Origin of the sequence: Bradyrhizobium sp. AZCC 2230, from assembly GCF_036924495.1 — a bacterium.
In the GTDB taxonomy this organism is placed as follows: domain Bacteria; phylum Pseudomonadota; class Alphaproteobacteria; order Rhizobiales; family Xanthobacteraceae; genus Bradyrhizobium; species Bradyrhizobium rifense.
Genome location: NZ_JAZHRS010000001.1, coordinates 1673304 through 1696092, shown reverse-complemented (window position 1 = coordinate 1696092; position 22789 = coordinate 1673304). Strand labels below are relative to the sequence as shown.

22 protein-coding genes are annotated in these 22789 nt (G+C 64.3%); all 22 read left to right on the top strand.

The window, feature by feature from the left end:
• Nucleotides 1-5 precede the first annotated feature (5 nt).
• Complete coding sequence (gene nuoE, locus V1280_RS08185) at nucleotides 6-617, top strand: NADH-quinone oxidoreductase subunit NuoE (protein WP_027529885.1); 612 nt, start codon at nucleotides 6-8, stop codon at nucleotides 615-617.
• Nucleotides 617-820: a hypothetical protein gene (locus V1280_RS08180; protein WP_148773703.1), complete on the top strand. Its 204-nt coding sequence runs from the start codon at nucleotides 617-619 to the stop codon at nucleotides 818-820. The genes nuoE and V1280_RS08180 overlap by 1 nt, the downstream gene beginning before the upstream one ends.
• Nucleotides 821-835: 15 nt before the next feature.
• Complete coding sequence (nuoF, locus tag V1280_RS08175; protein WP_148773702.1) at nucleotides 836-2161, top strand: NADH-quinone oxidoreductase subunit NuoF; 1326 nt, start codon at nucleotides 836-838, stop codon at nucleotides 2159-2161.
• 5 nt (nucleotides 2162-2166) lie between these two features.
• Nucleotides 2167-4242, top strand: a complete 2076-nt coding sequence (nuoG, locus tag V1280_RS08170; RefSeq protein ID WP_334521497.1) for an NADH-quinone oxidoreductase subunit NuoG — start codon at nucleotides 2167-2169, stop codon at nucleotides 4240-4242.
• Nucleotides 4243-4246: 4 nt separating this feature from the next.
• Nucleotides 4247-5314 carry an NADH-quinone oxidoreductase subunit NuoH gene (gene nuoH, locus V1280_RS08165; RefSeq protein ID WP_148773700.1) on the top strand — a complete coding sequence of 356 codons (1068 nt, stop codon included), beginning with the start codon at nucleotides 4247-4249 and terminating at the stop codon, nucleotides 5312-5314.
• A gap of 14 nt (nucleotides 5315-5328) precedes the next feature.
• Complete coding sequence (nuoI, locus tag V1280_RS08160) at nucleotides 5329-5817, top strand: NADH-quinone oxidoreductase subunit NuoI (RefSeq protein WP_027529879.1); 489 nt, start codon at nucleotides 5329-5331, stop codon at nucleotides 5815-5817.
• Nucleotides 5818-5826: 9 nt separating this feature from the next.
• The gene (locus V1280_RS08155) at nucleotides 5827-6465 is read left to right on the top strand and encodes an NADH-quinone oxidoreductase subunit J (RefSeq protein WP_334521492.1); all 639 of its coding nucleotides are present in this window, start codon (nucleotides 5827-5829) and stop codon (nucleotides 6463-6465) included.
• Complete coding sequence (nuoK, locus tag V1280_RS08150) at nucleotides 6462-6770, top strand: NADH-quinone oxidoreductase subunit NuoK (protein WP_074122220.1); 309 nt, start codon at nucleotides 6462-6464, stop codon at nucleotides 6768-6770. The genes V1280_RS08155 and nuoK overlap by 4 nt, the downstream gene beginning before the upstream one ends.
• Before the next feature lie 63 nt (nucleotides 6771-6833).
• On the top strand, nucleotides 6834-8912 hold the full coding sequence (gene nuoL / locus V1280_RS08145; RefSeq protein ID WP_334521484.1) for an NADH-quinone oxidoreductase subunit L: 2079 nt from the start codon (nucleotides 6834-6836) through the stop codon (nucleotides 8910-8912).
• A complete protein-coding gene (locus tag V1280_RS08140) occupies nucleotides 8913-10421 on the top strand; it encodes an NADH-quinone oxidoreductase subunit M (protein WP_334521481.1) in 1509 nt (502 codons plus the stop codon). It begins immediately after the preceding gene.
• 22 nt (nucleotides 10422-10443) lie between these two features.
• Nucleotides 10444-11880 carry an NADH-quinone oxidoreductase subunit NuoN gene (nuoN, locus tag V1280_RS08135; protein ID WP_334521479.1) on the top strand — a complete coding sequence of 479 codons (1437 nt, stop codon included), beginning with the start codon at nucleotides 10444-10446 and terminating at the stop codon, nucleotides 11878-11880.
• 1 nt (nucleotide 11881) lies between these two features.
• The gene (locus V1280_RS08130) at nucleotides 11882-12688 is read left to right on the top strand and encodes a biotin--[acetyl-CoA-carboxylase] ligase (RefSeq protein ID WP_334521475.1); all 807 of its coding nucleotides are present in this window, start codon (nucleotides 11882-11884) and stop codon (nucleotides 12686-12688) included.
• On the top strand, nucleotides 12688-14358 hold the full coding sequence (locus tag V1280_RS08125) for a ribonuclease J (protein ID WP_334521472.1): 1671 nt from the start codon (nucleotides 12688-12690) through the stop codon (nucleotides 14356-14358). The genes V1280_RS08130 and V1280_RS08125 overlap by 1 nt, the downstream gene beginning before the upstream one ends.
• An 11-nt stretch (nucleotides 14359-14369) precedes the next feature.
• The gene (mce, locus tag V1280_RS08120) at nucleotides 14370-14774 is read left to right on the top strand and encodes a methylmalonyl-CoA epimerase (protein ID WP_334521470.1); all 405 of its coding nucleotides are present in this window, start codon (nucleotides 14370-14372) and stop codon (nucleotides 14772-14774) included.
• Nucleotides 14775-14782: 8 nt separating this feature from the next.
• On the top strand, nucleotides 14783-15058 hold the full coding sequence (locus tag V1280_RS08115; protein ID WP_148773692.1) for a DUF1467 family protein: 276 nt from the start codon (nucleotides 14783-14785) through the stop codon (nucleotides 15056-15058).
• 215 nt (nucleotides 15059-15273) lie between these two features.
• Nucleotides 15274-15621 (top strand): hypothetical protein, encoded by a 348-nt coding sequence (locus V1280_RS08110; protein WP_334521465.1) that lies wholly within the window; start codon nucleotides 15274-15276, stop codon nucleotides 15619-15621.
• Between the two features lie 33 nt (nucleotides 15622-15654).
• The gene (gene mtnK / locus V1280_RS08105; RefSeq protein ID WP_334521462.1) at nucleotides 15655-16944 is read left to right on the top strand and encodes an S-methyl-5-thioribose kinase; all 1290 of its coding nucleotides are present in this window, start codon (nucleotides 15655-15657) and stop codon (nucleotides 16942-16944) included.
• A gap of 428 nt (nucleotides 16945-17372) precedes the next feature.
• Nucleotides 17373-18962, top strand: a complete 1590-nt coding sequence (locus V1280_RS08100) for an ABC transporter substrate-binding protein (RefSeq protein WP_334521460.1) — start codon at nucleotides 17373-17375, stop codon at nucleotides 18960-18962.
• A 59-nt stretch (nucleotides 18963-19021) separates the two neighbouring features.
• A complete protein-coding gene (locus V1280_RS08095) occupies nucleotides 19022-19945 on the top strand; it encodes an ABC transporter permease (RefSeq protein WP_334538235.1) in 924 nt (307 codons plus the stop codon).
• Nucleotides 19942-20763: an ABC transporter permease gene (locus tag V1280_RS08090; protein WP_334521457.1), complete on the top strand. Its 822-nt coding sequence runs from the start codon at nucleotides 19942-19944 to the stop codon at nucleotides 20761-20763. The genes V1280_RS08095 and V1280_RS08090 overlap by 4 nt, the downstream gene beginning before the upstream one ends.
• Entirely contained in the window at nucleotides 20760-21740 is a 981-nt protein-coding gene (locus V1280_RS08085; RefSeq protein WP_334521454.1) for an ABC transporter ATP-binding protein, read from the top strand. The genes V1280_RS08090 and V1280_RS08085 overlap by 4 nt, the downstream gene beginning before the upstream one ends.
• Nucleotides 21733-22785, top strand: a complete 1053-nt coding sequence (locus V1280_RS08080; RefSeq protein WP_334521451.1) for an ABC transporter ATP-binding protein — start codon at nucleotides 21733-21735, stop codon at nucleotides 22783-22785. The genes V1280_RS08085 and V1280_RS08080 overlap by 8 nt, the downstream gene beginning before the upstream one ends.
• The last annotated feature ends 4 nt before the right edge of the window (nucleotides 22786-22789 follow it).

Here is a 22789-nt window from a genome sequence, read left to right as displayed (position 1 = left end):
AAGACATGTCCGTTCGCCGATTAGCACCGAAGGAAGTCCAGCCCGCGAGCTTTGCGTTCACGGACGAGAACCTTGCCTTCGCCAAGCAGCAGATCGCGAAATATCCGGCCGGCCGGCAAGCGTCCGCGGTGATCGCCATCCTCTGGCGCGTCCAGGAGCAGCACGAGGGCTGGGTCTCGGAAGCCGCGATCCGCGCCGTCGCCGACCTGCTCGACATGCCCTATATCCGCGTCCTCGAAGTCGCGACCTTCTACACGATGTTCCAGCTCGCTCCCGTCGGCAAGAAGGCCCACGTCCAGGTCTGCGGCACCACGCCGTGCCGTCTGCGCGGCGCCGAAGACCTGATCCATGTCTGCGAGAGCCGCATCCATCACGATCCCTTCCATCTCTCCAAGGATGGCAATTTCAGCTGGGAAGAGGTCGAGTGCCTCGGTGCCTGCGTAAACGCGCCGATGGTGCTGATCGGCAAGGATACCTATGAGGACCTGACCAAGGAGACCTTTGGCAAGGTGCTCGACGGCTTTGCCTCGGGCAATCCGCCGAAGCCCGGTCCGCAGAACGGCCGCCAGTTCTCCGCGCCGGCGGGCGGGCCGACCACGCTGAAGGAGACCTCCTGATGGGTCTTCCGTCTCAGGCGAACCGTGGGAGCGAAGCCGTGAATAAATGGGGCTTCGTTGCCATGCATGCCGCGCTCGCGGCCGCCTTCATGTTCCTGCTGCAGCGCTTCGTGATGAACGCGACGCAGGAAACCAGTCTGCTCTGGGCGCTGGCCTTCGCCGTCTGCGCCGCCGGGCTTGCCTACAAGCAAGCCAATCGTTGATCGGAAAGCACTGACATGCTCGAGGACAAGGACCGCATCTTCAAGAACCTCTACGGCCTCCATGATTGGGGCCTCGAGGGCGCGCGGCGCCGCGGCGCCTGGGATGGTACCAAGACCATCATCGACAAGGGCCGCGACTGGATCATCAACGAGATGAAGGCGTCGGGCCTGCGCGGCCGTGGCGGCGCCGGCTTCCCGACCGGTCTGAAATGGTCGTTCATGCCGAAGGAGTCCACCGACGGCCGTCCGAGCTATCTCGTCGTCAACGCCGACGAATCCGAGCCCGGAACCTGCAAGGATCGCGAGATCATGCGGCACGATCCGCATCTCCTGATCGAGGGCTGCCTGATCGCGAGCTGCGCGATGAACGCGCATGCCTGCTACATCTATGTCCGCGGCGAGTTCATCCGCGAGCGCGAGCATCTCCAGGCCGCGATCGACCAGGCCTATGAGGCCAAGCTGGTCGGCAAGGACAACGTCAACGGCTGGCCGTTCGACATCTACGTCGCGCACGGCGCCGGCGCCTATATCTGCGGTGAAGAGACTGCGCTGCTCGAAAGCCTCGAAGGCAAGAAGGGCCAGCCGCGGCTGAAGCCGCCGTTCCCGGCCAATGTCGGCCTGTTCGGCTGCCCGACCACCGTCAACAACGTCGAGTCCATTGCCGTTGCGCCGGACATCCTGCGCCGCGGTGCGGCCTGGTTCGCCGGCATCGGCCGTCCGAACAATGTCGGCACCAAGCTGTTCTGCATCTCCGGTCATGTCGAACGGCCCTGCAACGTCGAAGAAGCCATGGGCATTCCGTTCCGTGAGCTGATCGAGAAGCATTGCGGCGGCATCCGCGGCGGCTGGGACAACCTCAAGGCCGTGATCCCCGGCGGCTCCTCGGTGCGCATGGTGCCGGCCGAGCAGATCATCGACACGCCGATGGATTTCGACAGCTTGAGCAAGCTGCGCTCGGGTCTCGGCACCGCGGCCGTGATCGTGATGGACAAGTCGACCGACCTGATCCGTTCGATCGCCCGCATCTCCTATTTCTACAAGCATGAGAGCTGCGGCCAGTGCACGCCGTGCCGCGAGGGCACCGGATGGATGTGGCGCGTCTTGACCCGCATGGCCGATGGTCGCGCCCACAAGCGCGAAATCGACATGCTGCTAGAGGTGACAAAACAGGTCGAAGGCCACACCATCTGCGCGCTCGGCGACGCAGCTGCCTGGCCGATCCAGGGCCTGATCGCGCATTTCCGTCATGAGATCGAAGCGCGCATCGACCAATATTCGCACAAGGCCGACATCGACGATGCCGGTGTCCGCGATCCCGTGAACATGGTCGCGGCGGAGTAAGAGACATGACCAAGCTCATCATCGACGGTAAAGAGATCGATGTTCCGGCCGAATACACGCTGCTTCAGGCGTGCGAGGCGGCCGGCGCCGAGATTCCGCGCTTCTGCTATCACGAGCGGCTGTCGATCGCCGGCAATTGCCGGATGTGCCTCGTTGAAGTGAAGGGCGGCCCGAAGCCGGTTGCGAGCTGCGCCTGGGGCGTGCGCGACTGCCGTCCGGGCCCGAAGGGCGAACCGCCGGAAATCTCCACGCGTTCGCCGATGGTGAAGAAGGCACGCGAAGGCGTGATGGAGTTCCTTCTGATCAACCATCCGCTCGACTGCCCGATCTGCGATCAGGGCGGCGAGTGCGATCTGCAGGACCAGGCGATGGGCTATGGTGTCGACACCAGCCGCTTCGCCGAGAACAAGCGCGCGGTCGAGGACAAATATCTCGGCGCGCTGGTCAAGACCTCGATGAACCGCTGCATCCAGTGCACGCGCTGCGTCCGCTTCTCGGCGGAAGTCGCCGGCGCCCCCGAGATGGGCGCGACGGGGCGCGGCGAGGACATGGAGATCACGACCTATCTGCAGCACGCGCTGACGTCCGAATTGCAGGGCAATCTCGTCGACATCTGCCCGGTCGGCGCGCTGACCTCGAAGCCCTATGCCTTCGCGGCGCGTCCGTGGGAGCTCGGCAAGACCCAGTCGATCGACGTCATGGACGGCGTGGGATCTGCGATCCGCGTCGACACCCGCGGCCGTGAGGTGATGCGCGTGCTGCCGCGCATCAACGAGGCCGTGAACGAGGAGTGGATCTCCGACAAGACCCGCCACATCGTCGACGGCCTGCGGACCCAGCGCCTCGACCGGCCCTATATCCGCGAAGCCGGCAAACTCCGTGCGGCGAGCTGGCCCGAAGCCTTCGCTGCGATTGCTTCCAAGGCGGCGCGTACCGACGGCAAGCGCATCGGCGCGATCTCGGGCGACCTCTCCGGCGTCGAAGAGATGTTCGCGGTGAAGGATCTCTTGGCCAAATTCGGCTCGGCCAATCTGGCGGTGCAGGGCGGCGACGCCTTCGATCCCGCGCTCGGCCGTAGTTCCTACATCTTCAACCCGACGCTCGCAGGCGTCGAGCAGGCGGATGCGCTGCTCATCGTCGGCGCCAATCCGCGCAAGGAAGCGGCCGTGTTCAACGCCCGCATCCGCAAGCGCTGGCGCGCCGGCGGCCTGAAGGTCGGCGTGATCGGCGCCAAGGCCGATCTCACCTACGACTATGACCATCTCGGCGCGGGCACCGAGACGCTCGGCGAGCTCGCGGCCGGCAAGCACTCCTTCATGGATGTGCTGAAGAACGCCAAGAACCCGATCATCCTGGTCGGCGCGGGCGCAGCCTCGCGTCACGACGGCGCCGCCATCCTCGCCGCCGCCGCCAAGCTCGCGCTCGACGTCGGCGCGGTGAAGGACGGCTGGAACGGCTTTGGCGTGCTGCACGAGACCGCTTCGCGCGTCGGTGCGCTGGATATCGGCTTCGTTGCCGGTCAGGGCGGGCTGAACGCGGCGCAGATGACGACCTTCGGCACGCTCGACCTGCTGTTCCTGCTCGGCGCCGACGAGGTCAAGGCGCCGGACGGCACCTTTGTCGTGTACATCGGCACCCATGGCGACCGCGGCGCGCATCGCGCCGATGTGATCCTGCCGGCGGCTGCCTACACCGAGAAGTCCGCGATCTACGTCAACACCGAAGGCCGCGTGCAGATGACCGGCCGCGCCGCGTTCCCGCCGGGCGAGGCCCGCGAGGACTGGGCGATCGTCCGTGCGCTCTCGGAAGCGCTCGGCAAGAAGCTCGGCTACGACTCGCTCGCCGCGCTGCGCCAGGCGCTCTTCAAGGCCGTGCCGCATCTGATCCGTCTCGACCAGATCGAGGCAGGTAGCGCCGACCAGATCAAGAAGCTGGCGGGGAAGGGCGGCTCGCCCGAGAAGGCGCCGTTCAAGGCGGCGATCGAGGACTTCTATTTGACCAACCCAATCGCGCGTGCGTCCGCCGTGATGGCGGAATGCTCGCGGCTTGCCTCCGGGCAGATGCTGACCGCAGCGGAGTGAGCCGATGGAATTTTTCGCAAGCGCATTCTGGACGGGCTTTCTCTGGCCGCTGATCATCATGATCGCGGAAAGCGTGCTGGTGCTCGTCGTCCTCCTGGTCGCGATCGCCTACATCCTGCTCGCCGACCGCAAGATCTGGGCGGCGGTGCAGATCCGCCGCGGTCCGAACGTGGTCGGGCCCTGGGGCCTGTTCCAGTCCTTTGCCGACCTGCTGAAGTTCGTGCTGAAGGAGCCGATCATTCCGGCAGGCGCCAACAAGGGCGTGTTTCTCCTCGCTCCCTTGGTTTCCTGTGTGCTCGCGCTCGCGGCCTGGGCGGTGATCCCGACCAATCTCGGCTGGGTCATCTCCGACATCAATGTCGGCGTCCTCTTCATCTTCGCGATCTCGTCGCTGTCGATCTACGGCATCATCATGGCCGGCTGGTCGTCGAACTCGAAGTACCCGTTCCTGGCTGCGCTGCGCTCGGCGGCGCAGATGGTATCCTATGAAGTCTCGATCGGCTTCGTCATCATCACGGTGCTGCTCTGCGCCGGCACGCTGAACCTCTCGGCCGTGGTCGAAGCCCAGCATGTCCGCGGCCTCGCCAGCCTGATCGGGCTGCCGCAGCTCACCGTCCTGAACTGGTACGTCTGGCCGCTGTTCCCGATGTTCGTGGTGTTCTACGTCTCGGCGCTGGCGGAAACCAACCGTCCGCCCTTCGACCTCGTCGAAGCCGAATCCGAACTCGTCGCCGGCTTCATGGTCGAATACGGCTCGACGCCGTATCTCTTGTTCATGCTCGGCGAGTATGTCGCGATCGTCACGATGTGCGCGCTGGCGACGATCCTGTTCCTCGGAGGCTGGCTGCCGCCGGTGGACCTGCCGCCCTTCAACTGGGTGCCGGGGATCATCTGGTTCTCGCTCAAAGTGTTCTTCATGTTCTTCCTGTTCGCGATGGCAAAGGCGATCGTGCCGCGCTACCGCTACGACCAACTGATGCGTCTCGGCTGGAAGGTGTTCCTGCCGCTGTCGCTGGCGATGGTGGTCGTGGTGGCCGGCGTGCTCCAGTTCGCCGGCATCGCGCCGAAGTGAGGGCTGTCATGGGTATCAACATCAACGCCACTGCACGCTCGCTTCTGCTGTCGGAATTCGTCTCGGCGTTCTTCCTCGCCATGCGCTATTTCTTCCAGCCGAAGCCGACGCTGAACTATCCGTTCGAGAAGGGCCCGATCTCGCCGCGCTTCCGCGGGGAGCATGCGCTGCGCCGCTACCCGAACGGCGAAGAGCGCTGCATCGCCTGCAAGCTGTGCGAAGCGATCTGCCCGGCGCAGGCCATCACCATTGAGGCCGGCCCGCGCCGCAACGACGGCACCCGCCGCACCGTGCGCTACGACATCGACATGGTGAAGTGCATCTATTGCGGCCTCTGCCAGGAGGCCTGCCCGGTCGACGCCATCGTCGAAGGTCCGAACTTCGAGTTCGCGACCGAGACCCGCGAGGAACTGTTCTATGACAAGGCCAAGCTGCTCGCCAATGGCGACCGCTGGGAACGCGAGATCGCGAAGGCGATCGAGCTCGATGCGCCTTACCGGTGAGATGAGAGCATGATCCTTCCCGCGCTGTTCTTCTATCTCTTCGCCGGCGTCTGCGTCGCCTCGGCGGTGATGGTGATTGTCTCGCGCAATCCCGTTCACTCCGTGCTGTACCTGATCCTCGCCTTCGTCAACGCCTCCGGCCTGTTCGTGCTGCTGGGCGCCGAATTCCTCGCGATGATCCTGATCGTCGTCTATGTCGGCGCGGTCGCGGTGCTGTTCCTGTTCGTGATCATGATGCTCGATGTCGACTTCACCGAGCTGCGCGAGGGCTTCATCGAATACTTGCCGGTCGGTCTCGTGATCGGCGGCATCTTCCTGTTCGAGCTGCTGCTCACCGTCGGCTTCTGGGTCATCAATCCGACCGTGAGCAAGACCATCACGGCGCCGATTCCGACCAACGTCTCGAACACCGAGGCGCTCGGCCTCGTGCTCTATACGAAGTATGTCCACTACTTCCAGCTCGCGGGCATGGTGCTGCTGGTCGCCATGATCGGCGCCATCGTGCTGACGCTGCGCCACAAGGCGAATGTGAAGCGGCAGGACATCAACGTTCAGAACGCGCGCACGCCCGAGATGGCGATGGCAATGCGCAAGGTGGCGCCGGGGCAGGGGCTGCAGGACAGCGACGCGGCGGAGTGGGTGAAATGACGATCGGGATCGGGCACTATCTGGCGGTCGGCGCGATCCTGTTCACGCTCGGGATCCTCGGCATCTTCCTGAACCGCAAGAACATCATCGTCATCCTGATGTCGATCGAGCTGATCCTGCTCTCGGTCAACATCAACCTGGTGGCATTCTCGACTTTCCTCGGCGACATCGTCGGTCAGGTCTTCGCGCTGCTGGTCTTGACCGTTGCTGCCGCCGAAGCCGCGATCGGTCTTGCCATCCTGGTGGTCTATTTCCGCAACCGCGGTTCGATCGCGGTTGAGGACGTCAATCTGATGAAGGGCTAACGCATGATCCGGAAAAGTGGGTACCGGTTTTCCGGCCAGATCATGCGGAAAGAGAAATAAGTCATGGTTCAGGCAATTGTTTTCCTGCCGCTGCTGGGCGCCATTCTTGCTGGCCTGATCTCGCTGTTCGGTGCGCATGCGCGCAACCCCTCAGGCTACACGGTCGAGCATCACGACGATCACGGCCACGGCGACGCGCATGCGTCGGCGGCTCATGACGACCATGGTCACGACGATCATGCTCACGATGACCACGGCCACGGACCGGTCGAGCCGGCTGCGGCGGGCTCGCGCGGCGCCGAGCTGATCACCACGGCGTTCCTGTTCGTGGCGGCGGCGCTGTCCTGGATGACGCTGGTCGATGTCGGCTTCAATGGCCATGACGCCCGGTATCAGCTTCTGCCCTGGATCTTCTCCGGCGAGCTCGAAGTCTGGTGGACGCTGCGCGTCGACACGCTCACCGCGGTGATGCTCGTGGTGGTGACGACCGTGTCCTCGCTCGTGCACCTCTATTCCATCGGCTACATGGACGAGGATCCGTACCGGCCGCGCTTCTTCGGCTATCTCTCGCTGTTCACCTTCGCCATGCTGATGCTGGTGACTGCTGATAACCTCGTGCAGCTGTTCTTCGGCTGGGAAGGCGTGGGTCTGGCGAGCTATCTGCTGATCGGCTTCTGGTACCAGAAGCCGTCGGCGAACGCCGCCGCCATCAAGGCCTTCGTGGTCAACCGCGTCGGCGATTTCGGCTTTGCGCTCGGCATCTTCGCGATCTTCTACCTGACCAGTTCGACCGATTTCGAGACCATCTTCCACGCAGCTCCCGGCCTCTCCGGCAAGACCATCGACTTCCTCGGCTGGCACGCCGATGCGCTGACGCTGACCTGCCTGCTGCTGTTCATGGGCGCGATGGGCAAATCGGCGCAGTTCCTGCTGCACACCTGGTTGCCGGACGCGATGGAAGGCCCGACCCCGGTCTCGGCGCTGATCCACGCCGCGACCATGGTGACCGCCGGCGTGTTCATGGTGGCGCGCCTGTCGCCGCTGTTCGAGCTCGCCCCGAACGCGCAGGCCGTCGTGATGTTCTTCGGCGCCACCACGGCGTTCTTCGCCGCCACCATCGGCCTCGTCCAGAACGACATCAAGCGCATCGTCGCCTACTCGACCTGTTCGCAGCTCGGCTACATGTTCGTGGCGATGGGGGCGGGGGCCTATTCGGTCGGCATGTACCATCTGTTCACCCACGCCTTCTTCAAGGCGCTGTTGTTCTTGGGCTCCGGCTCGGTGATCTATGCGATGCATCACGAGCAGGACATCCGCATGATGGGCGGGCTGTGGCGCAAGATTCCCATGACCTATGGCCTGATGTTCATCGGGACGCTGGCCCTGACCGGATTCCCGCTAACCGCCGGCTTTTTCTCGAAGGACGCCATCATCGAATCCGCCTATGCCTCGCACAACCCTTTAGCGACTTACGCTTACATTCTGACGGTCGTGGCCGCCGGTTTGACTTCATTCTATTCATGGAGGTTGATGTTCAAGACGTTCCACGGCGAGCCGCATGACGCGGAGCACTACGAAGCGGCGCACGAAAGCCCCTGGTGGATGCGGAGCGCGATTATTGTCCTCGCTGTCGGCTGCTTCTTTGCTGGCTATCCGTTCTACGGGCTGTTTGTTGGCAGTGGTGTGGAGGAGTTCTTCCGCGAGTCGGTGAAGATGAACCCTCACATTCTTGAGGACATGGAGCAGATGCCATGGTTGCTCGGTCAACTGCCGTCGGTGATGATGGTTCTGGGCTTCGTCGTCTCCTACATCTTCTACATCCGCCGGCCCTACATCCCCGTTCGGCTCGCCCAAGAGCAGCCGATGCTCTACAAGTTCCTGCTCAACAAATGGTACTTCGACGAGCTCTACGATTTCATTTTCGTCCGTCCGGCGAAGTGGATCGGCTACCAGCTCTGGAAGAAGGGCGACGGCTTCATCATCGACGGCTTCGGTCCCGACGGGATCTCGGCCCGCGTGCTGGATGTCACCCGCAACGTCGTGAAGATCCAGACCGGCTATCTCTATCACTACGCCTTCGCCATGCTGATCGGTGCCGCCGGCCTGATCACCTGGTTCATGTTCGGCTTTGGAGGCCAGTAAATGACTACCTGGCCCATCCTATCGGTCACGACGTTCCTGCCGCTGGTCGGCGCGCTGATCGTTTACCTGAGCCGCGGCGATGACGAGGCGGCCAAGCGCAATTCGCGCTGGATCGCACTCTGGACCACGCTGATCACCTTCGCGGTGTCGGTGCTCCTGGTCATGCGCTTCGACCCGTCGAATGCCGACTTCCAGTTCGTCGAGAAGGCGAACTGGCTTGCGACCGGCATCACCTACCACATGGGCGTGGACGGCATTTCGCTGCCGCTGGTGATCCTCACCACCGCGATCATGCCGTTCTGCATCATCGCGAGCTGGAAGGCGATCACCAACCGCGTCCGCGAATACATGATGGCGTTCCTGATCCTGGAAACGCTGATGGTCGGCACCTTCTCGGCGCTCGATCTCGTGCTGTTCTATCTGTTCTTCGAAGGCGGCCTGATCCCGATGTTCCTGATCATCGGCGTCTGGGGTGGTCCGCGCCGGGTCTACGCGTCGTTCAAGTTCTTCCTCTACACGCTGCTCGGCTCGGTTCTGATGCTGCTCGCCATCATGGCGCTGTACTGGAACGGCGGCACCACCGACATCCCGACCCTGATGCACACCGCCGTGCCGCGGTCGTTGCAGACCTGGGCGTGGCTGGCCTTCTTTGCCTCGTTTGCGGTGAAGATGCCGATGTGGCCGGTGCACACCTGGCTGCCTGACGCGCACGTCGAGGCGCCGACGGCAGGCTCCGTGGTGCTCGCCGCGATCCTGCTGAAGATGGGCGGCTACGGCTTCCTGCGCTTCTCGCTGCCGATGTTCCCGCTGGCCTCGCATGATTTCGCGCCGCTGATCTTCACCATGTCCGCGATTGCCATCATCTACACCTCGCTGGTGGCGCTGATGCAGGAGGACATGAAGAAGCTGATTGCGTACTCGTCTGTCGCGCATATGGGCTTCGTCACGATGGGCATCTTCGCCGGCACCATGCAGGGTGTCGCCGGCGGCGTGTTCCAGATGATCTCGCACGGCATCGTCTCCGGCGCGCTGTTCCTCTGCGTCGGCGTCGTCTACGACCGCATGCACACCCGCGAGATCGCGGCCTATGGCGGCCTCGTCAACCGGATGCCCCTCTACGCGCTGACCTTCATGATCTTCACCATGGCCAATGTCGGTCTGCCCGGCACCTCCGGTTTCGTCGGCGAGTTCATGACGCTGCTCGGCACCTTCAAGGTCTCGGTCTCGACCGCGTTCTTCGCCACCTTCGGCGTGATCCTGTCGGCCTGCTACGCGCTGTGGCTCTACCGCAAGGTCGTGTTCGGGGCGCTGGTCAAGCCGTCGCTGGCGAGCATGAAGGATCTCACTCTGCGTGAGTGCGTGACGCTGTTCCCGCTGATCGCGCTGACGATCCTGTTCGGCGTCTATCCGAAGCCGGTGCTCGACATGTCGGCCGCCTCGGTGCAGCAACTCGTCAACAATTACAACACCGCTGTGACGGCCGTGAAGGCCGCCGCACTGCTCCAGTGATTGGGCAGGTCAGGATATCGCCATGAGCTTTACGACTGCAGGTTATCAACTGGCGCCGGTGCTGCCCGAGCTCGTGCTCGCGATCGGTGCCATGGCGCTTCTGATGCTCGGCGCCTATCGCGGGCAGGGGACTACCGGCACGGTCACGACGCTCGCGGTGCTGCTGCTGATCGTGGTCGGCGTGCTCGAATACACGCTGCCGGCAGGCAAGCAGGTGACTTTCGGCGGCAGCTTCATCGTCGACGACTTCGCCCGCTTCATGAAGATCCTGGCCCTGATCGGCTCGGCGGTGACGCTGGTGCTGTCGACCGAATTCCTGTCCGACCCGTCGCGCCGCATCTTCGAATACGCGATCCTGGTGCTGCTCTCGACGCTCGGCATGATGGTGCTGATCTCGGCCGGTGATTTGATCTCGCTCTATCTCGGCCTCGAATTGATGTCGCTCGCGCTCTACGTCGTGGCGGCCTCGAACCGCGACAACGCCAAGTCGACCGAAGCCGGCCTGAAGTACTTCGTGCTGGGCGCGCTGTCCTCGGGCATGCTGCTCTATGGCGCCTCGCTGATCTATGGCTTCACCGGCACGGTCAGCTTCGCCGGGATCGCAACGGCTGCGACATCAGCGAATGTCGGCCTCGTCTTTGGCCTGGTCTTCCTGCTCGCCGGCCTTTGCTTCAAGGTCTCGGCTGTGCCGTTCCACATGTGGACGCCGGACGTGTACGAGGGCGCTCCGACCCCGGTCACCGCTTTCTTCGCCTCCGCGCCGAAGGTGGCCGCGCTCGCCGTGTTCACCCGCGTCACGCTGACCGCATTCCCGGGCATTGTCTCGCAGTGGCAGCAGATCCTGGTGTTCGTCGCGATCGCCTCGATGGTGCTGGGTTCGTTCGCCGCGATCGGCCAGAGCAACATCAAGCGCCTGATGGCCTATTCCTCGATCGGCCATATGGGCTTTGCGCTGGTTGGCCTTGCCTCCGGCACCGTCGAGGGCGCGCAGGGCGTGCTGATGTACATCGTGATCTATGTCGCGATGACGCTCGGCTCGTTCTCGATCATCCTCTCGATGAAGCGAAACGGCCAGGCCGTTGAGCAGATCAGGGATTTCGCCGGTCTCTCGCGCACCAATCCGCTGCTCGCCTTCATGTTCGCGATGCTGCTGTTCTCGCTCGCCGGCATTCCGCCGCTCGCCGGCTTCTTCGCCAAATGGTACGTCTTCGTCGCAGCCATCAAGGCGAATTTGTTCACGCTGGCCGTGATCGGCGTGCTCTCCAGCGTCGTGGGCGCCTACTACTATCTCACCATCGTCAAGACGATGTATTTCGACGAGCCGGCAGGCCAGGTCGATCCGGTGCGCGTCGAGGTGAAGACGGTGATGGCGGTCTTTGGCCTGTTCAACATCCTGTTCGCATTGTTCGCGGGTCCGGTGGTGAGCGTCGCCTCCGCCGCCGCCAAGTCGCTGTTCTAGGATGGGGTTCGCGCTCGGTCCTCGTGCCATCGCGGCGGGCTACAAGCTCGCTGCTTCTGAGCAGACCGGCTCGACCAATACCGACGCGATCGAAAGTGCGCGCGCCGGCGAGCGCGGCCCGATCTGGTTCGTGACAGCGGAGCAGACCGCCGGCCGCGGCCGTCGCCAGCGTGCCTGGGTCTCGCCCCGCGGTAATCTCGCGGCCAGCGTCCTCGAAGTCCTGGACATCGCACCCGCGGTGGCCGCCACCATCGGTTTTGCCGCAGGGCTGGCCGAGGAAGCCGCGCTCGAGAAAGTCAGTCTCGAGGCCGCGCTGCGGCTCGGCCCCGACCGGCCCCGATACACCCTGAAATGGCCGAATGACGTCCTTGCCAACGGCAAGAAGCTGGTCGGCATTGGCCTGGAGGCCGAAGCCGTCGGCGATCGCCTCGCCATCGTCGCTGGCATCGGCACCAACATCGTGGCGGCGCCCGAGGGCACGCCGACACCGGCGGTGTCGCTTGTAGCGCTCGGCGTCCAGATCAGCGCCGAGGAGCTGTTCTCCGAACTGACGGACGCCTGGGTCGAATTCCGCGGCATCTGGGACAATGGCCGCGGTTTTGCCGAGATCCGAAAACTCTGGCTGGAGCGCGCCGCCCGCCTTGGCGAGCCGATCGCGATCCACACGGGAACCAAGGTGCTGGAAGGCATTTTTGACACGATCGACGACACTGGCTGCCTGATCGTCCGCACCGCGGAGGGCCGTCGCGTGCCGATCGCCGCGGGCGAGGTGTTCTTTGGCCCGGTCCGGTCGGTGGGAGCTGCGTGATGGCGAGACCCGACGAACTGGTATTTGCACCGCTCGGCGGCGTCGGCGAGATCGGCATGAACCTGTCGATCTACGGCCTCGGCAACCGGCAGCAGCGGTCCTGGCTGGCGGTCGATCTCGGCGTCTCCTTCGGCGACGAGGAGCATCTGCCCGGCATCGACTTGATCATGCCCGACATCAGCTTCCTGGAGAAGGAACGCAAGAACCTGATGGGCCTGGTGCTGACCCACGCCCATGAGGATCATTTCGGTGCCATCATCGATCTCTGGCCCCGGCTGAAATGCCCGATCTACGCGACGCAGTTCAGCGCGGCGCTGTTCGAGGCCAAATGCGCTGCGGAGCGCAATGCGCCGAAGATCCCGGTCACCATCGTCCCGTCGGGCGGCCGCATCGATGTCGGCCCGTTCAACGTGGAGTTCATCCCGGTCGCGCATTCGATTCCGGAAGCGCATGCGCTGGCGATCCATACCGAGGCCGGCACGGTGCTGCACACTGGCGACTGGAAGATTGATCCGACTCCGACCTTGGGACGCCCGACCGACGAGAAGCGGCTGCGCGAGCTCGGCGAGGAGGGCGTGATTGCGCTGATCGGCGATTCCACCAACGCCGTGCGCGACGGCCGCTCGCCTTCGGAAGCCGAGGTTGCCCGGACCATCATTGATCTGGTGAAAGCCGCCAAGGGCCGCGTCGCGGTGACGACCTTCGCCTCCAACGTCGCCCGCATCAAGGCTGTTGCTGATGCCGCGAAGGCCGCCGACCGCGAGGTCGTCGTGGTCGGCCGCGCCATGGAGCGCGTAGTGCAGGTCGCGCGCGAGACCGGCTATCTCGACGGCGTGCAGAATTTCCGTTCGCCTGAGGTCTACGGCCATCTGCCGCAGGACAAGGTGCTGGCGCTCTGCACCGGCAGCCAGGGCGAGTCTCGCGCCGCATTGGCGCGCATCGCCAATGACGACCATCCCGAGATCACGCTCAACCGCGGCGACTGCGTGATCTTCTCCTCGCGCACCATTCCCGGAAACGAGAAGGCCGTCGGCTCGATCATCAACAATCTGGTGCTGCAGGGCGTCGAGGTGCTCACCGACCGCGACCATCTGGTTCATGTCTCCGGCCATCCCCGCCGCGACGAGCTGCGCGACATGATCTCCTGGGTGAAGCCGCAGCTCCTGATCCCCGTCCACGGCGAAGCGCTGCACCTGAACGAGCACGCCAAGCTCGCGCGTGCCGCCGGCGTGCCGCGGGTCCTGGTCATTCGCAACGGCGACCTCGTCAAGCTCGGCCCCGGCGATCCCGGCATCATCGGCGAGATCCCGTCGGGCCGGCTCTACAAGGACGGCACCATTCTGGAGGATTCAAAGTCCCGCGCCGTGGTCGAGCGCCGCCGCATGGCGTTCTCCGGCTGCGCCTTCGTCGCCATCGCCATGACCGCGCAGGGCGAGCTTGTCGACGAGCCCGAGGTCGATCTGGTCGGCATCCCCGAGAAGAACCGGGCGGGTGAGCCGCTTGACGACATCGTTTTCGACGCCGTGATGTCCACGATCGAGGGCCTGCCCAAGGCGCGCCGCAGGGATCCGGATGCGCTGGCGGAATCGGTGCGACGGGCCGTCCGGGCCGTCATCAACGAACATTGGGGCAAAAAGCCCCCCTGTCTGGTACACGTCCTGACAGTCTAAGGGAGACGAACATGCTCGGTCGGCTCAACCACGTGGCGATCGCCACAAAGGACGCCATCAAGGCCGCCAGGATTTACGGCGCGGCCTTCGGGGCGCAGATTTCGGAGGCCGTCGCGCTGCCCGAGCATGGCGTCACCACCGTGTTCGCGACGCTTCCCAATACCAAGATCGAGTTCATCGAGCCGCTCGGCGAGACCTCGCCGATCGCAAAGTTTCTCGAGCGCAATGCCGACGGCGGCATCCACCACATCTGCTACGAGGTCGTCGACATCATCGCCTCGCGCGACACCCTGGTGAAGGAAGGCGCGCGGGTGCTTGGTGACGGCGTGCCGAAGATCGGCGCCCACGGCAAGCCGGTGCTGTTCCTGCACCCGAAGGACTTTTCCGGCGCGCTGGTCGAAATCGAGCAGGCATAAGCCGCACCATGGCCGTCCAGATCTCAACCGCACTCGCGATCTACTTCGTCATCTGGTGGATCGCGCTGTTTCTGACGCTGCCGTTCGGCGTGCGCAGCCAGCACGAGGATGGCGTCGGCGCGCCCGGCACCGACCCCGGCGCCCCGGTCCTGACCGGCATGAAGCGCAAGCTGATCTGGACCACGATCATCTCGGCGATCATCTATGGCCTCGGCATGGCGGCCTATCAGGCCGGCTATCTCTCGATCGAGCGGCTGTCGAAATTGATGGGAATGCCGTTTTAGTTTCACCTCTCCCCGGAGGGGAGAGGTCGGATTGCGCAGCAATCCGGGTGAGGGGCCGCAGCGTACGGTGAGGCTGTAACCCCTCACCCGGATCGCATCTTTCGATGCGATCCGACCTCTCCCTTCGGGAGAGGTGTGACACCTCCTCGACAGACCTTGCCTAGTCGCATCACTCGCTTAGAATTCTGTACTTATTTGCGTTGTTGGGGGAACGAATGACTTTTCAGAGGATCGTCGTCGCGCTTCTGGTGCTGATCGTCGCCGGGATCAGTGCGATCGGCTATTTTGAGTGGAAGATGGCCGTGCAGGTACGAACGCTGAAGGCGTTCGTCGAGGGCTACGTCTTCAACGAGGCTGTCGCGGCCTGCGAGCAGGCCAAGAGCTCGACGCCGTTCAAATGGAACGGCGGCAAGAGCACCTCGGTGATCGGGCTGAACTCTGTCAAGCTGGACAAATACACCGTCAGCGCCAGCTACACGCTGGTGGCGGACAGCATCTATTGCGATTACGATCCGATCAAAAGAAAGGCCGAGATCGGCTCGAGCTTCCTGGAGCGCGAGTAACGATCCGGCTATCAAGCATGGGATGGGATCGTCATGACCGGGAGCCGGACGGGGGACTATCGGATTTTGCAGGAAGCGGCCTTGCGGGACTATCTCGCAGGCCTGCCTGACATCGCAGCACTGCTCGGCGGCGCGCCGGCGGCCTGGGTGATCACCGAGGTCGGTGACGGCAATCTCAACCTCGTCTTCATCGTGAAGGGTGCGCGCGGCGGCATCGCCGTGAAGCAGGCGCTGCCTTACGTCCGCCTCGTCGGCGAGAGCTGGCCGCTGCCGCTGTCGCGGGCCCATTACGAATATCTCGCGCTGACCCGGCAGGCCCAGCTCGCGCCCGGCCTCGTGCCGGCTCTGCTGCACCACAACGAGACGCTGGCGCTCACGGTGATGGAGCTGCTCGAGCCCCATATCATCATGCGCAAGGGGCTGGTCGCCGGCACGCGCTATCCGCGCTTCGTCGACGAGATCACGACCTTCATGGCGCGGACGCTGTTCTTCACCTCAGACCTCGCGCTCACAGCCGCGGAGAAGAAGGAGGCCATCGCGGCCTTCGCCGGCAACCATGCGCTGTGCAAGATCACCGAGGATCTGATCTTCACCGATCCCTATCGCATCGCCGAGCAGAACCGCTGGACCGCGCCCTATCTCGACGGCCTGGCTGCGGCCTTGCGCGACGACATGGAGCTGCATGTCGCGATCTCCCGGCTGAAGCTGAAATTCATGGCGAGCCCGGAAGCGCTGCTGCACGGCGATCTCCACACCGGCTCGATCATGATGGCCGAGAGCGAGACGCGGGTGATCGATCCCGAATTCGCGTTCTACGGCCCGATGGGGTTTGACGTCGGCGCGGTGCTCGCCAATCTGCTGATGGCCTTTTTCGCCTCCGCCGGCCACGAGCGCGCGCCGGGCGAGCGGCAGGCCTTTGAGAGCTGGGTGCTGGAAACGGTCGACCAGGTCTGGAACGAGTTCGCGCGAAAATTCCTCGAGCTCTGGCGGTCGGACGCCGGCGGCGACGCCTATCCGGTCTCGCTGTTCGCCGGGGAGAAGGGCGCCGCGCGGCTGGAGCTCGAGCGGCAGGCCTATATGCAGCGTCTCTTCACCGACACCGTCGGTTTTGCCGCCGCCAAGACCATCCGCCGCATCTTCGGCCTCGCCCACAACATCGACTTCGAGCTGATCGAGGACCCGAAGAGGCGCGCCATCAGCGAAGCCCGCGCCGTGCGGCTGGCGCGGGGGATGATGGTGGAGGCGGTGGCGTTTCGGACGATCGCCGACGTCACCGGCGCCGCGAGGAAACTGCGGGACTGGCAGCCGGAATTGTCAGGCTAGCGGAGCGCGCCTTCGCGCTCCGTCATTGCGAGGAGCTCTTGCGACGAAGCAATCCAGACTGTCTCCGCGGCGGCAGTCTGGATTGCTTCGCTTCGCTAGGAAGAAAGTGGGTGAGCCAAAGCTCTGAACCCGTCAAGGATTCTCACCCATTTTCATTCCAAGGCGGGTCGGCGCCTTGAACGCCGGTCCCAACTCGCAATGACGAGGAGAGGCCGTCAATACAGCCGTATCGGCGGCGCAGCGCCGTCGGGCCCGATCAGGCTCGACCACCCCACCGTCATTCTCCGTCCGCGCAAGAGCCTGCGGAGACCGCCAGGACGCCTCGCCGGGAGGCCTCCGGAACCCGTGGCCATCAAAACGATGCTTGCATTCGACGGGCTCCGAATGATCAAATCCCTGATCGGAATACCTGCGTTGTTGGGGGACACATGATGTTCAGGATGTTGGCGATCGTTGCGGGCCTGGGACTGGCGCTCGCCGCCCCGGCAGAGGCTCAGACACCGCGCAAGGGCGGAACCATCCGCATGACCGCGCCCTATGGCTCGAGTTTCACCAGCCTGGACATTCACACCACCCAGCGCGCCCAGGACGAGATCTACGCCAAGGGCCTGCATCGCTCGCTCTACATCTGGGATTCCGCGGAAGGCAAGCCGATCCCGGAATTGGCCAAGGAGGCCGTCGTTTCGGGCGGCGGTCTCGTCTACACCTTCAAGCTCCGCGACGACGCGTACTTCCACAACGGCCGCAAGATGACGGCTGACGACCTCATCTGGTCCTACAACCGCATCATGGACGGCACCAAGGCCTATCCCGGCGCGCGCTATGTCCGGATCATCGAGGGCGCGGCCGCGGTCGAGAAAGGCCAGGCCAAGGAGATTTCCGGCCTGAAGAAGATCGACGACTTCACCGTCGAGATGAAGCTGACCGAAAAGGTCGATCCGGCCTTCTACCTCTTCACCGCGCTGACCTCGATCTATCCCGCCGACGAGGCCGTCAAGGACAGCTTCATCCAGCATCCGATCGGGCTTGGACCGTTCAAGTTCGTCGAGCACGTGCCGGGATCGCGCATTGTCATGGAGCGCTGGGAGAAGTTCTACAAGCCCGGCAAGCCCTACGCCGACAAGGTGATCGTGTCGATCATGGGCGAAGCCGCGGCGCGCGATGTCGCCTTCCGCAACAAGGAGATCGACACCTCCGTGCTCGGGCCGGCGCAATACGTCGCCTATCAGGCCGATCCCAATCTCAAGGGCACCATCGCCGAGGTCGCCGAGGTCTTCACGCGTTACATGGGGATGAATCCCGCGTTCAAGCCGTTCGCCGACAAGCGTGTCCGGCAGGCGATCAACTATGCGATCGACACCGATTTGATCATCAGTAAGCTGGTCAAGGGCAAGGCCTATCGCGCCACCAGCTGGCTGCCGCTGACCTCGCCGGCCTACGACAAGGCGATGAAGCCTTACCCCTTCGATCCCGCCAAGGCCAAGCAACTGCTCGCTGACGCCGGCTACGCCTCCGGCTTCGAGTTCGAATGGACCACCAGCCAGAATGAAAGCTGGGGTCTGCCGATCGTCGCGGCCGTGATCCCCATGCTGGACAAGGTCGGCATCAAGGCCAAGGTCAAGCAGGTCGAGACCGCGGTGCTGTCGGAGGTGGTGCGCACCGGCGACTACCAGGCCTTCGTCTATTCCCAGCAGAGCGGACCGGATCCACAGGCGGCGCTGAAATGCTTCCACTCGTCGACGCCGCAATCGGCCTGCAACTACATGAATTTCAAGAACGCCGAGTTCGACAAGATTCTCGACGAGGCGGGTCAGTCCGACGATTCCGCAAAGCGCACCCAGCTGCTGCAGAAGGCCAATGCGCTGCTGTATGAGGAGGCGCCGGTCTGGTTCTTCAATTACAACAAGGCGGTCATGGCGGTGCAGCCGTGGCTCCACGGCGTTCAGCTGAACGCGACCGAGCTGACCCACCAGAACGTCGAGGACCTCTGGGTCGACGAGACCTCGCCCGCGAAGTGATACGCGTTCTCGTGCTCCCTCCATCGCAGTGAACGATGGGGGGAGGGAAGAAAGTGCCGATGCTCTCCTTCCTGATCCGTCGTCTCCTGCAAACCATTCCGACCGTGCTCGCTGTCGTGGCTCTGGTCTTCGTGCTGTTCAGCGTCGTTCCCGGCAGCATCGTCTCGTCCATGAGCGACGACGCCGATCCCCAGGTCGAGCTGCGCCTGAAGAAGCAGCTCGGCCTCGACGATCCCGTCTATGTGCGCTTCGGCGCCTATATCGCCAAGCTCGCCACCGGTGATTTCGGCACGTCGTTCCGGACCCGCGAGCCTGTCACGACCATGATTGCCAAGCGGGCCTGGCCGACGCTGCAGCTGATCTTCACCGCCATGGCATTTTCGGTTCTGCTCGGCGTGCCGCTCGGCTTCATCGCCGCCTTGCGGCCGGGCGGTCTCGTCGACACGCTCGCGATGGTCGTGGCGGTGTCGGGCCTTTCCATTGCCAAATTCTGGCTCGGCCTGGTGCTGATGTATGCGTTTGCGTTGAAGCTCGGCTGGCTGCCGAGCTTCGGCTACGGCGATGGCGGCCTGAAATATCTGGTCTTGCCGGCCGTGACGCTGGGCGTCTCGCCGATGGCGCTGTTTGCGCGGACGACGCGCGCGGCCGTCCTCGAGATCATGACAGCCGATTTCGTCCGCACCGCGCGCTCCAAGGGCATGAGCGAGACCCGGGTGGTGAAGTGGCATGTGATGCGCAATGCGCTCGTCATCATTCTCACCACCGTTGGCCTGCAGTTCGGCGGGCTGATGGGGCAGGCGGTCGTTGTCGAGAAGCTGTTTTCCTGGCCGGGCATCGGCTCGCTGCTCGTGGACAGCGTCCTGCAGCGCGACCTTCCGGCCGTCCAGGGCTCCATTCTCGTGGTGGTGCTGGCCTTTCTCGCGATCAATCTGCTGATCGACCTGCTCTACGGCGTGATCGATCCCAGGATCAGATACGCATGAAGCTCCGCGCCAATCTCATCATCGGCGGCGCCTTGTTCGCCCTCGCGATCCTGGTCGGCCTGCTCGCGCCCTGGCTGGCGCACACCGATCCTGTTCTGGATGCCAATCTGCTGAACGCGGAGGAGCCGCCGGGCTGGACCTGGTGGTTCGGCACCGACGACCAGGGCCGCGACATCTATTCCCGCGTCGTCTACGGCGCGCGCGTCTCGCTGACGGTCGGCATCGTCTCGCAGCTCATCAACAGCGTCATTGGCGTAGCGCTGGGCCTGAGCGCCGGCTATTGGGGCGGCTGGTGGGACGATGTCGTCAACGCCCTGACCAATGTCATGCTCGCGATCCCCTCGCTGATCTTTGCGCTGGCCATCATGGCGGTGCTGGGACCGGGCCTGACCAGTCTGCTGATCGCGCTGGGGCTGACCAACTGGTCCTTCACCTGCCGGATCGCGCGCGCCTCGGCGCTGTCGCTCAGGAGTCAGGGCTATGTGCAGGCCGCGACCGTGCTCGGCTATGGCGATCTGCGCATCATGATCACGCAGCTGCTGCCGAACATGCTGGGGCCGATCGTCGTCATCGGCACGCTCGGCATGGGCAGCGCGGTCCTGTCGGAGGCCGCATTGTCGTTCCTCGGCCTCGGCGTCCGTCCGCCGTTTCCGAGCTGGGGCAGCATGCTGTCGGATGCCCGCGACCAGATCACGACGGCGCCGTGGCTCTCGGTGTTTCCGGGCCTCGCCATCTTCCTGACGGTGCTTGGCCTCAATCTGCTCGGCGACGGCCTGCGCGACATTCTCGATCCCCAATCGCGGAGCCGGCGGGCATGACCGGCGCGCCGCTAATCGAGGTCGAGGATCTCAGAATCGATCTCGACGATGGATCGCGGCACGTTGCGGCGGCCGAGGGCATTTCATTCCGCATCGATCGTGGCGAGACTTTTGGACTTGTCGGCGAATCCGGCTGCGGCAAGAGCATCACCGCGCTCGCTCTGATCGGCCTGCTGCGGCAGCCGCTGTCGATCGGCGGCGGAGTCATCCGCTTCGACGGGCGGGAGATCCAGCACCTTTCTGCAGCGGCCCAGCGGGATCTGCGCGGCAATCGCATCGCCATGATCTTCCAGGAGCCGATGACTGCGCTCAACCCGGTCTCGCCGGTGGGACGGCAGATCGCCGAGATGTTCGTGCTGCACAAGGGCAAGAGCTGGCGGGAGGCCAACCAGCTCGCGGTCGAGGCACTGGCGAGCGTCCGCGTCCCCGCGCCCGAGCGGCGCGTCAACGACTATCCGCACCAGCTCTCGGGCGGCATGCGCCAGCGTGTGATGATCGCCATTGCGCTCGCCTGCGGTCCGGATCTCCTGATCGCAGACGAGCCGACCACCGCACTCGACGTGACCGTGCAGGCTGAAATCATCGAGCTGATGCGCAATCTGTGCGCCGAACGCGGCACGGCGATCCTGATGATCAGCCACGATCTCGGCCTGGTCGCCAATGTCTGCCGCCGCGTCGCCGTCATGTATGCCGGCCGCATCGTCGAGGAGCGCGGCTCCGCCGATATTTTCCGCACCCCCTCGCATCCCTACACCCAGGGCCTGGTCGACTCGCTGCCGCGTCTCGGCAGCCGTGCTGCGCTGGGCCGCGCGCGGCTGAAGGAGATCGCGGGCGTCGTGCCGGCGATCACGAACTTCCCGGACGGCTGCCGGTTCAATCCGCGCTGTACGCAGGCGACCGACATTTGCAGGACCGTCGCGCCGACCGCGGATTTTCTGGAGGCCGGCGGTCTGGTGAGGTGCCATCACCATGCATGAGCCCAAGGACAGGTCGGGTGAGGGCAGGGTGGACGAGGATCTCATTCTCAGCGTCGAGGATCTCGCGGTTCATTTTCCGCTGGGCGGCGGCCTGTTCGGCCGCGGCCAGCGGGTGCTTCGCGCTGTCGATGGCGTTGATCTCAAGCTGAAGCGCGGCGAATGCCTCGGCCTTGTCGGCGAGTCCGGCTCCGGCAAGTCGACGGTCGCCCTATCGATCCTGGGCCTGCTGACTCCGACGCGTGGCCGCATCGTGCTGGACGGGCAGGTCGTGACGAACAGGCAATCCGGCGACCGGAAGTCACTGGCCCGCACTGTCCAGATCGTGTTCCAGGATCCCTACGCTTCGCTCAACCCGCGCCAGACGGTTCGCCGCACGCTGGAAGATCCCCTGCGTGTGCACGGCGTGACCACAAAGAGCGAGATCGAGGACCGCGTCGCGACCATGCTGCGGCATGTCGGCCTGCGGCCCGAACAGGCCGACCGCTACCCGCATGAATTCTCCGGCGGCCAGCGCCAGCGCATCGGCATTGCCCGCGCCCTGATCCTCAATCCCAAGATCGTCATCTGCGACGAACCCGTCTCGGCGCTCGACGTCTCGATCCGCGCCCAGATCATCAATCTGCTGCTGGAATTGAAGGACACGCTCGGTCTCTCCTACATCATGATCAGCCACGACCTCGGCGTGGTCGAGCACATGAGCGACCGGGTCGCCGTGATGTATCTCGGCCGCATCGTCGAGAACGGCGACTGGCGCGAAATCTTCGAACGCCCGGCGCATCCCTACACGCAGGCCCTGATCGCTGCCATCCCCGATCCCCTACACCATGCGCCGCTGGCGACCACAGGGGGCGATCTGCCCAATCCGCTCAATCCGCCGAATGGATGCGCGTTCAGCCCGCGATGCCGGTATGCGGAGGACGTCTGCCGGAGGGAGCCGGGGCCGGTGCTGGAAACGCGTGCCGACGGACATGCGGTGCGATGCTGGCGAGCGGATGAGATTGCGGGGCAGACGGCGTTGGTGTCGGCCAAAGGCGAACATTTTTAGGAAG

Excerpts from the sequence above, each read along its gene's own strand:
- nuoE (WP_027529885.1), top strand. The coding sequence starts at position 6 with ATGTCCGTTCGCCGATTAGCACCGAAGGAAGTCCAGCCCGCGAGCTTT.
- V1280_RS08180 (WP_148773703.1), top strand. The coding sequence starts at position 617 with ATGGGTCTTCCGTCTCAGGCGAACCGTGGGAGCGAAGCCGTGAATAAA.
- nuoF (WP_148773702.1), top strand. The coding sequence starts at position 836 with ATGCTCGAGGACAAGGACCGCATCTTCAAGAACCTCTACGGCCTCCAT.
- nuoG (WP_334521497.1), top strand. The coding sequence starts at position 2,167 with ATGACCAAGCTCATCATCGACGGTAAAGAGATCGATGTTCCGGCCGAA.
- nuoH (WP_148773700.1), top strand. The coding sequence starts at position 4,247 with ATGGAATTTTTCGCAAGCGCATTCTGGACGGGCTTTCTCTGGCCGCTG.
- V1280_RS08155 (WP_334521492.1), top strand. The coding sequence starts at position 5,827 with ATGATCCTTCCCGCGCTGTTCTTCTATCTCTTCGCCGGCGTCTGCGTC.
- nuoK (WP_074122220.1), top strand. The coding sequence starts at position 6,462 with ATGACGATCGGGATCGGGCACTATCTGGCGGTCGGCGCGATCCTGTTC.
- nuoL (WP_334521484.1), top strand. The coding sequence starts at position 6,834 with ATGGTTCAGGCAATTGTTTTCCTGCCGCTGCTGGGCGCCATTCTTGCT.
- V1280_RS08140 (WP_334521481.1), top strand. The coding sequence starts at position 8,913 with ATGACTACCTGGCCCATCCTATCGGTCACGACGTTCCTGCCGCTGGTC.
- nuoN (WP_334521479.1), top strand. The coding sequence starts at position 10,444 with ATGAGCTTTACGACTGCAGGTTATCAACTGGCGCCGGTGCTGCCCGAG.
- V1280_RS08130 (WP_334521475.1), top strand. The coding sequence starts at position 11,882 with ATGGGGTTCGCGCTCGGTCCTCGTGCCATCGCGGCGGGCTACAAGCTC.
- V1280_RS08125 (WP_334521472.1), top strand. The coding sequence starts at position 12,688 with ATGGCGAGACCCGACGAACTGGTATTTGCACCGCTCGGCGGCGTCGGC.
- mce (WP_334521470.1), top strand. The coding sequence starts at position 14,370 with ATGCTCGGTCGGCTCAACCACGTGGCGATCGCCACAAAGGACGCCATC.
- V1280_RS08115 (WP_148773692.1), top strand. The coding sequence starts at position 14,783 with ATGGCCGTCCAGATCTCAACCGCACTCGCGATCTACTTCGTCATCTGG.
- V1280_RS08110 (WP_334521465.1), top strand. The coding sequence starts at position 15,274 with ATGACTTTTCAGAGGATCGTCGTCGCGCTTCTGGTGCTGATCGTCGCC.
- mtnK (WP_334521462.1), top strand. The coding sequence starts at position 15,655 with ATGACCGGGAGCCGGACGGGGGACTATCGGATTTTGCAGGAAGCGGCC.
- V1280_RS08100 (WP_334521460.1), top strand. The coding sequence starts at position 17,373 with ATGATGTTCAGGATGTTGGCGATCGTTGCGGGCCTGGGACTGGCGCTC.
- V1280_RS08095 (WP_334538235.1), top strand. The coding sequence starts at position 19,022 with ATGCTCTCCTTCCTGATCCGTCGTCTCCTGCAAACCATTCCGACCGTG.
- V1280_RS08090 (WP_334521457.1), top strand. The coding sequence starts at position 19,942 with ATGAAGCTCCGCGCCAATCTCATCATCGGCGGCGCCTTGTTCGCCCTC.
- V1280_RS08085 (WP_334521454.1), top strand. The coding sequence starts at position 20,760 with ATGACCGGCGCGCCGCTAATCGAGGTCGAGGATCTCAGAATCGATCTC.
- V1280_RS08080 (WP_334521451.1), top strand. The coding sequence starts at position 21,733 with ATGCATGAGCCCAAGGACAGGTCGGGTGAGGGCAGGGTGGACGAGGAT.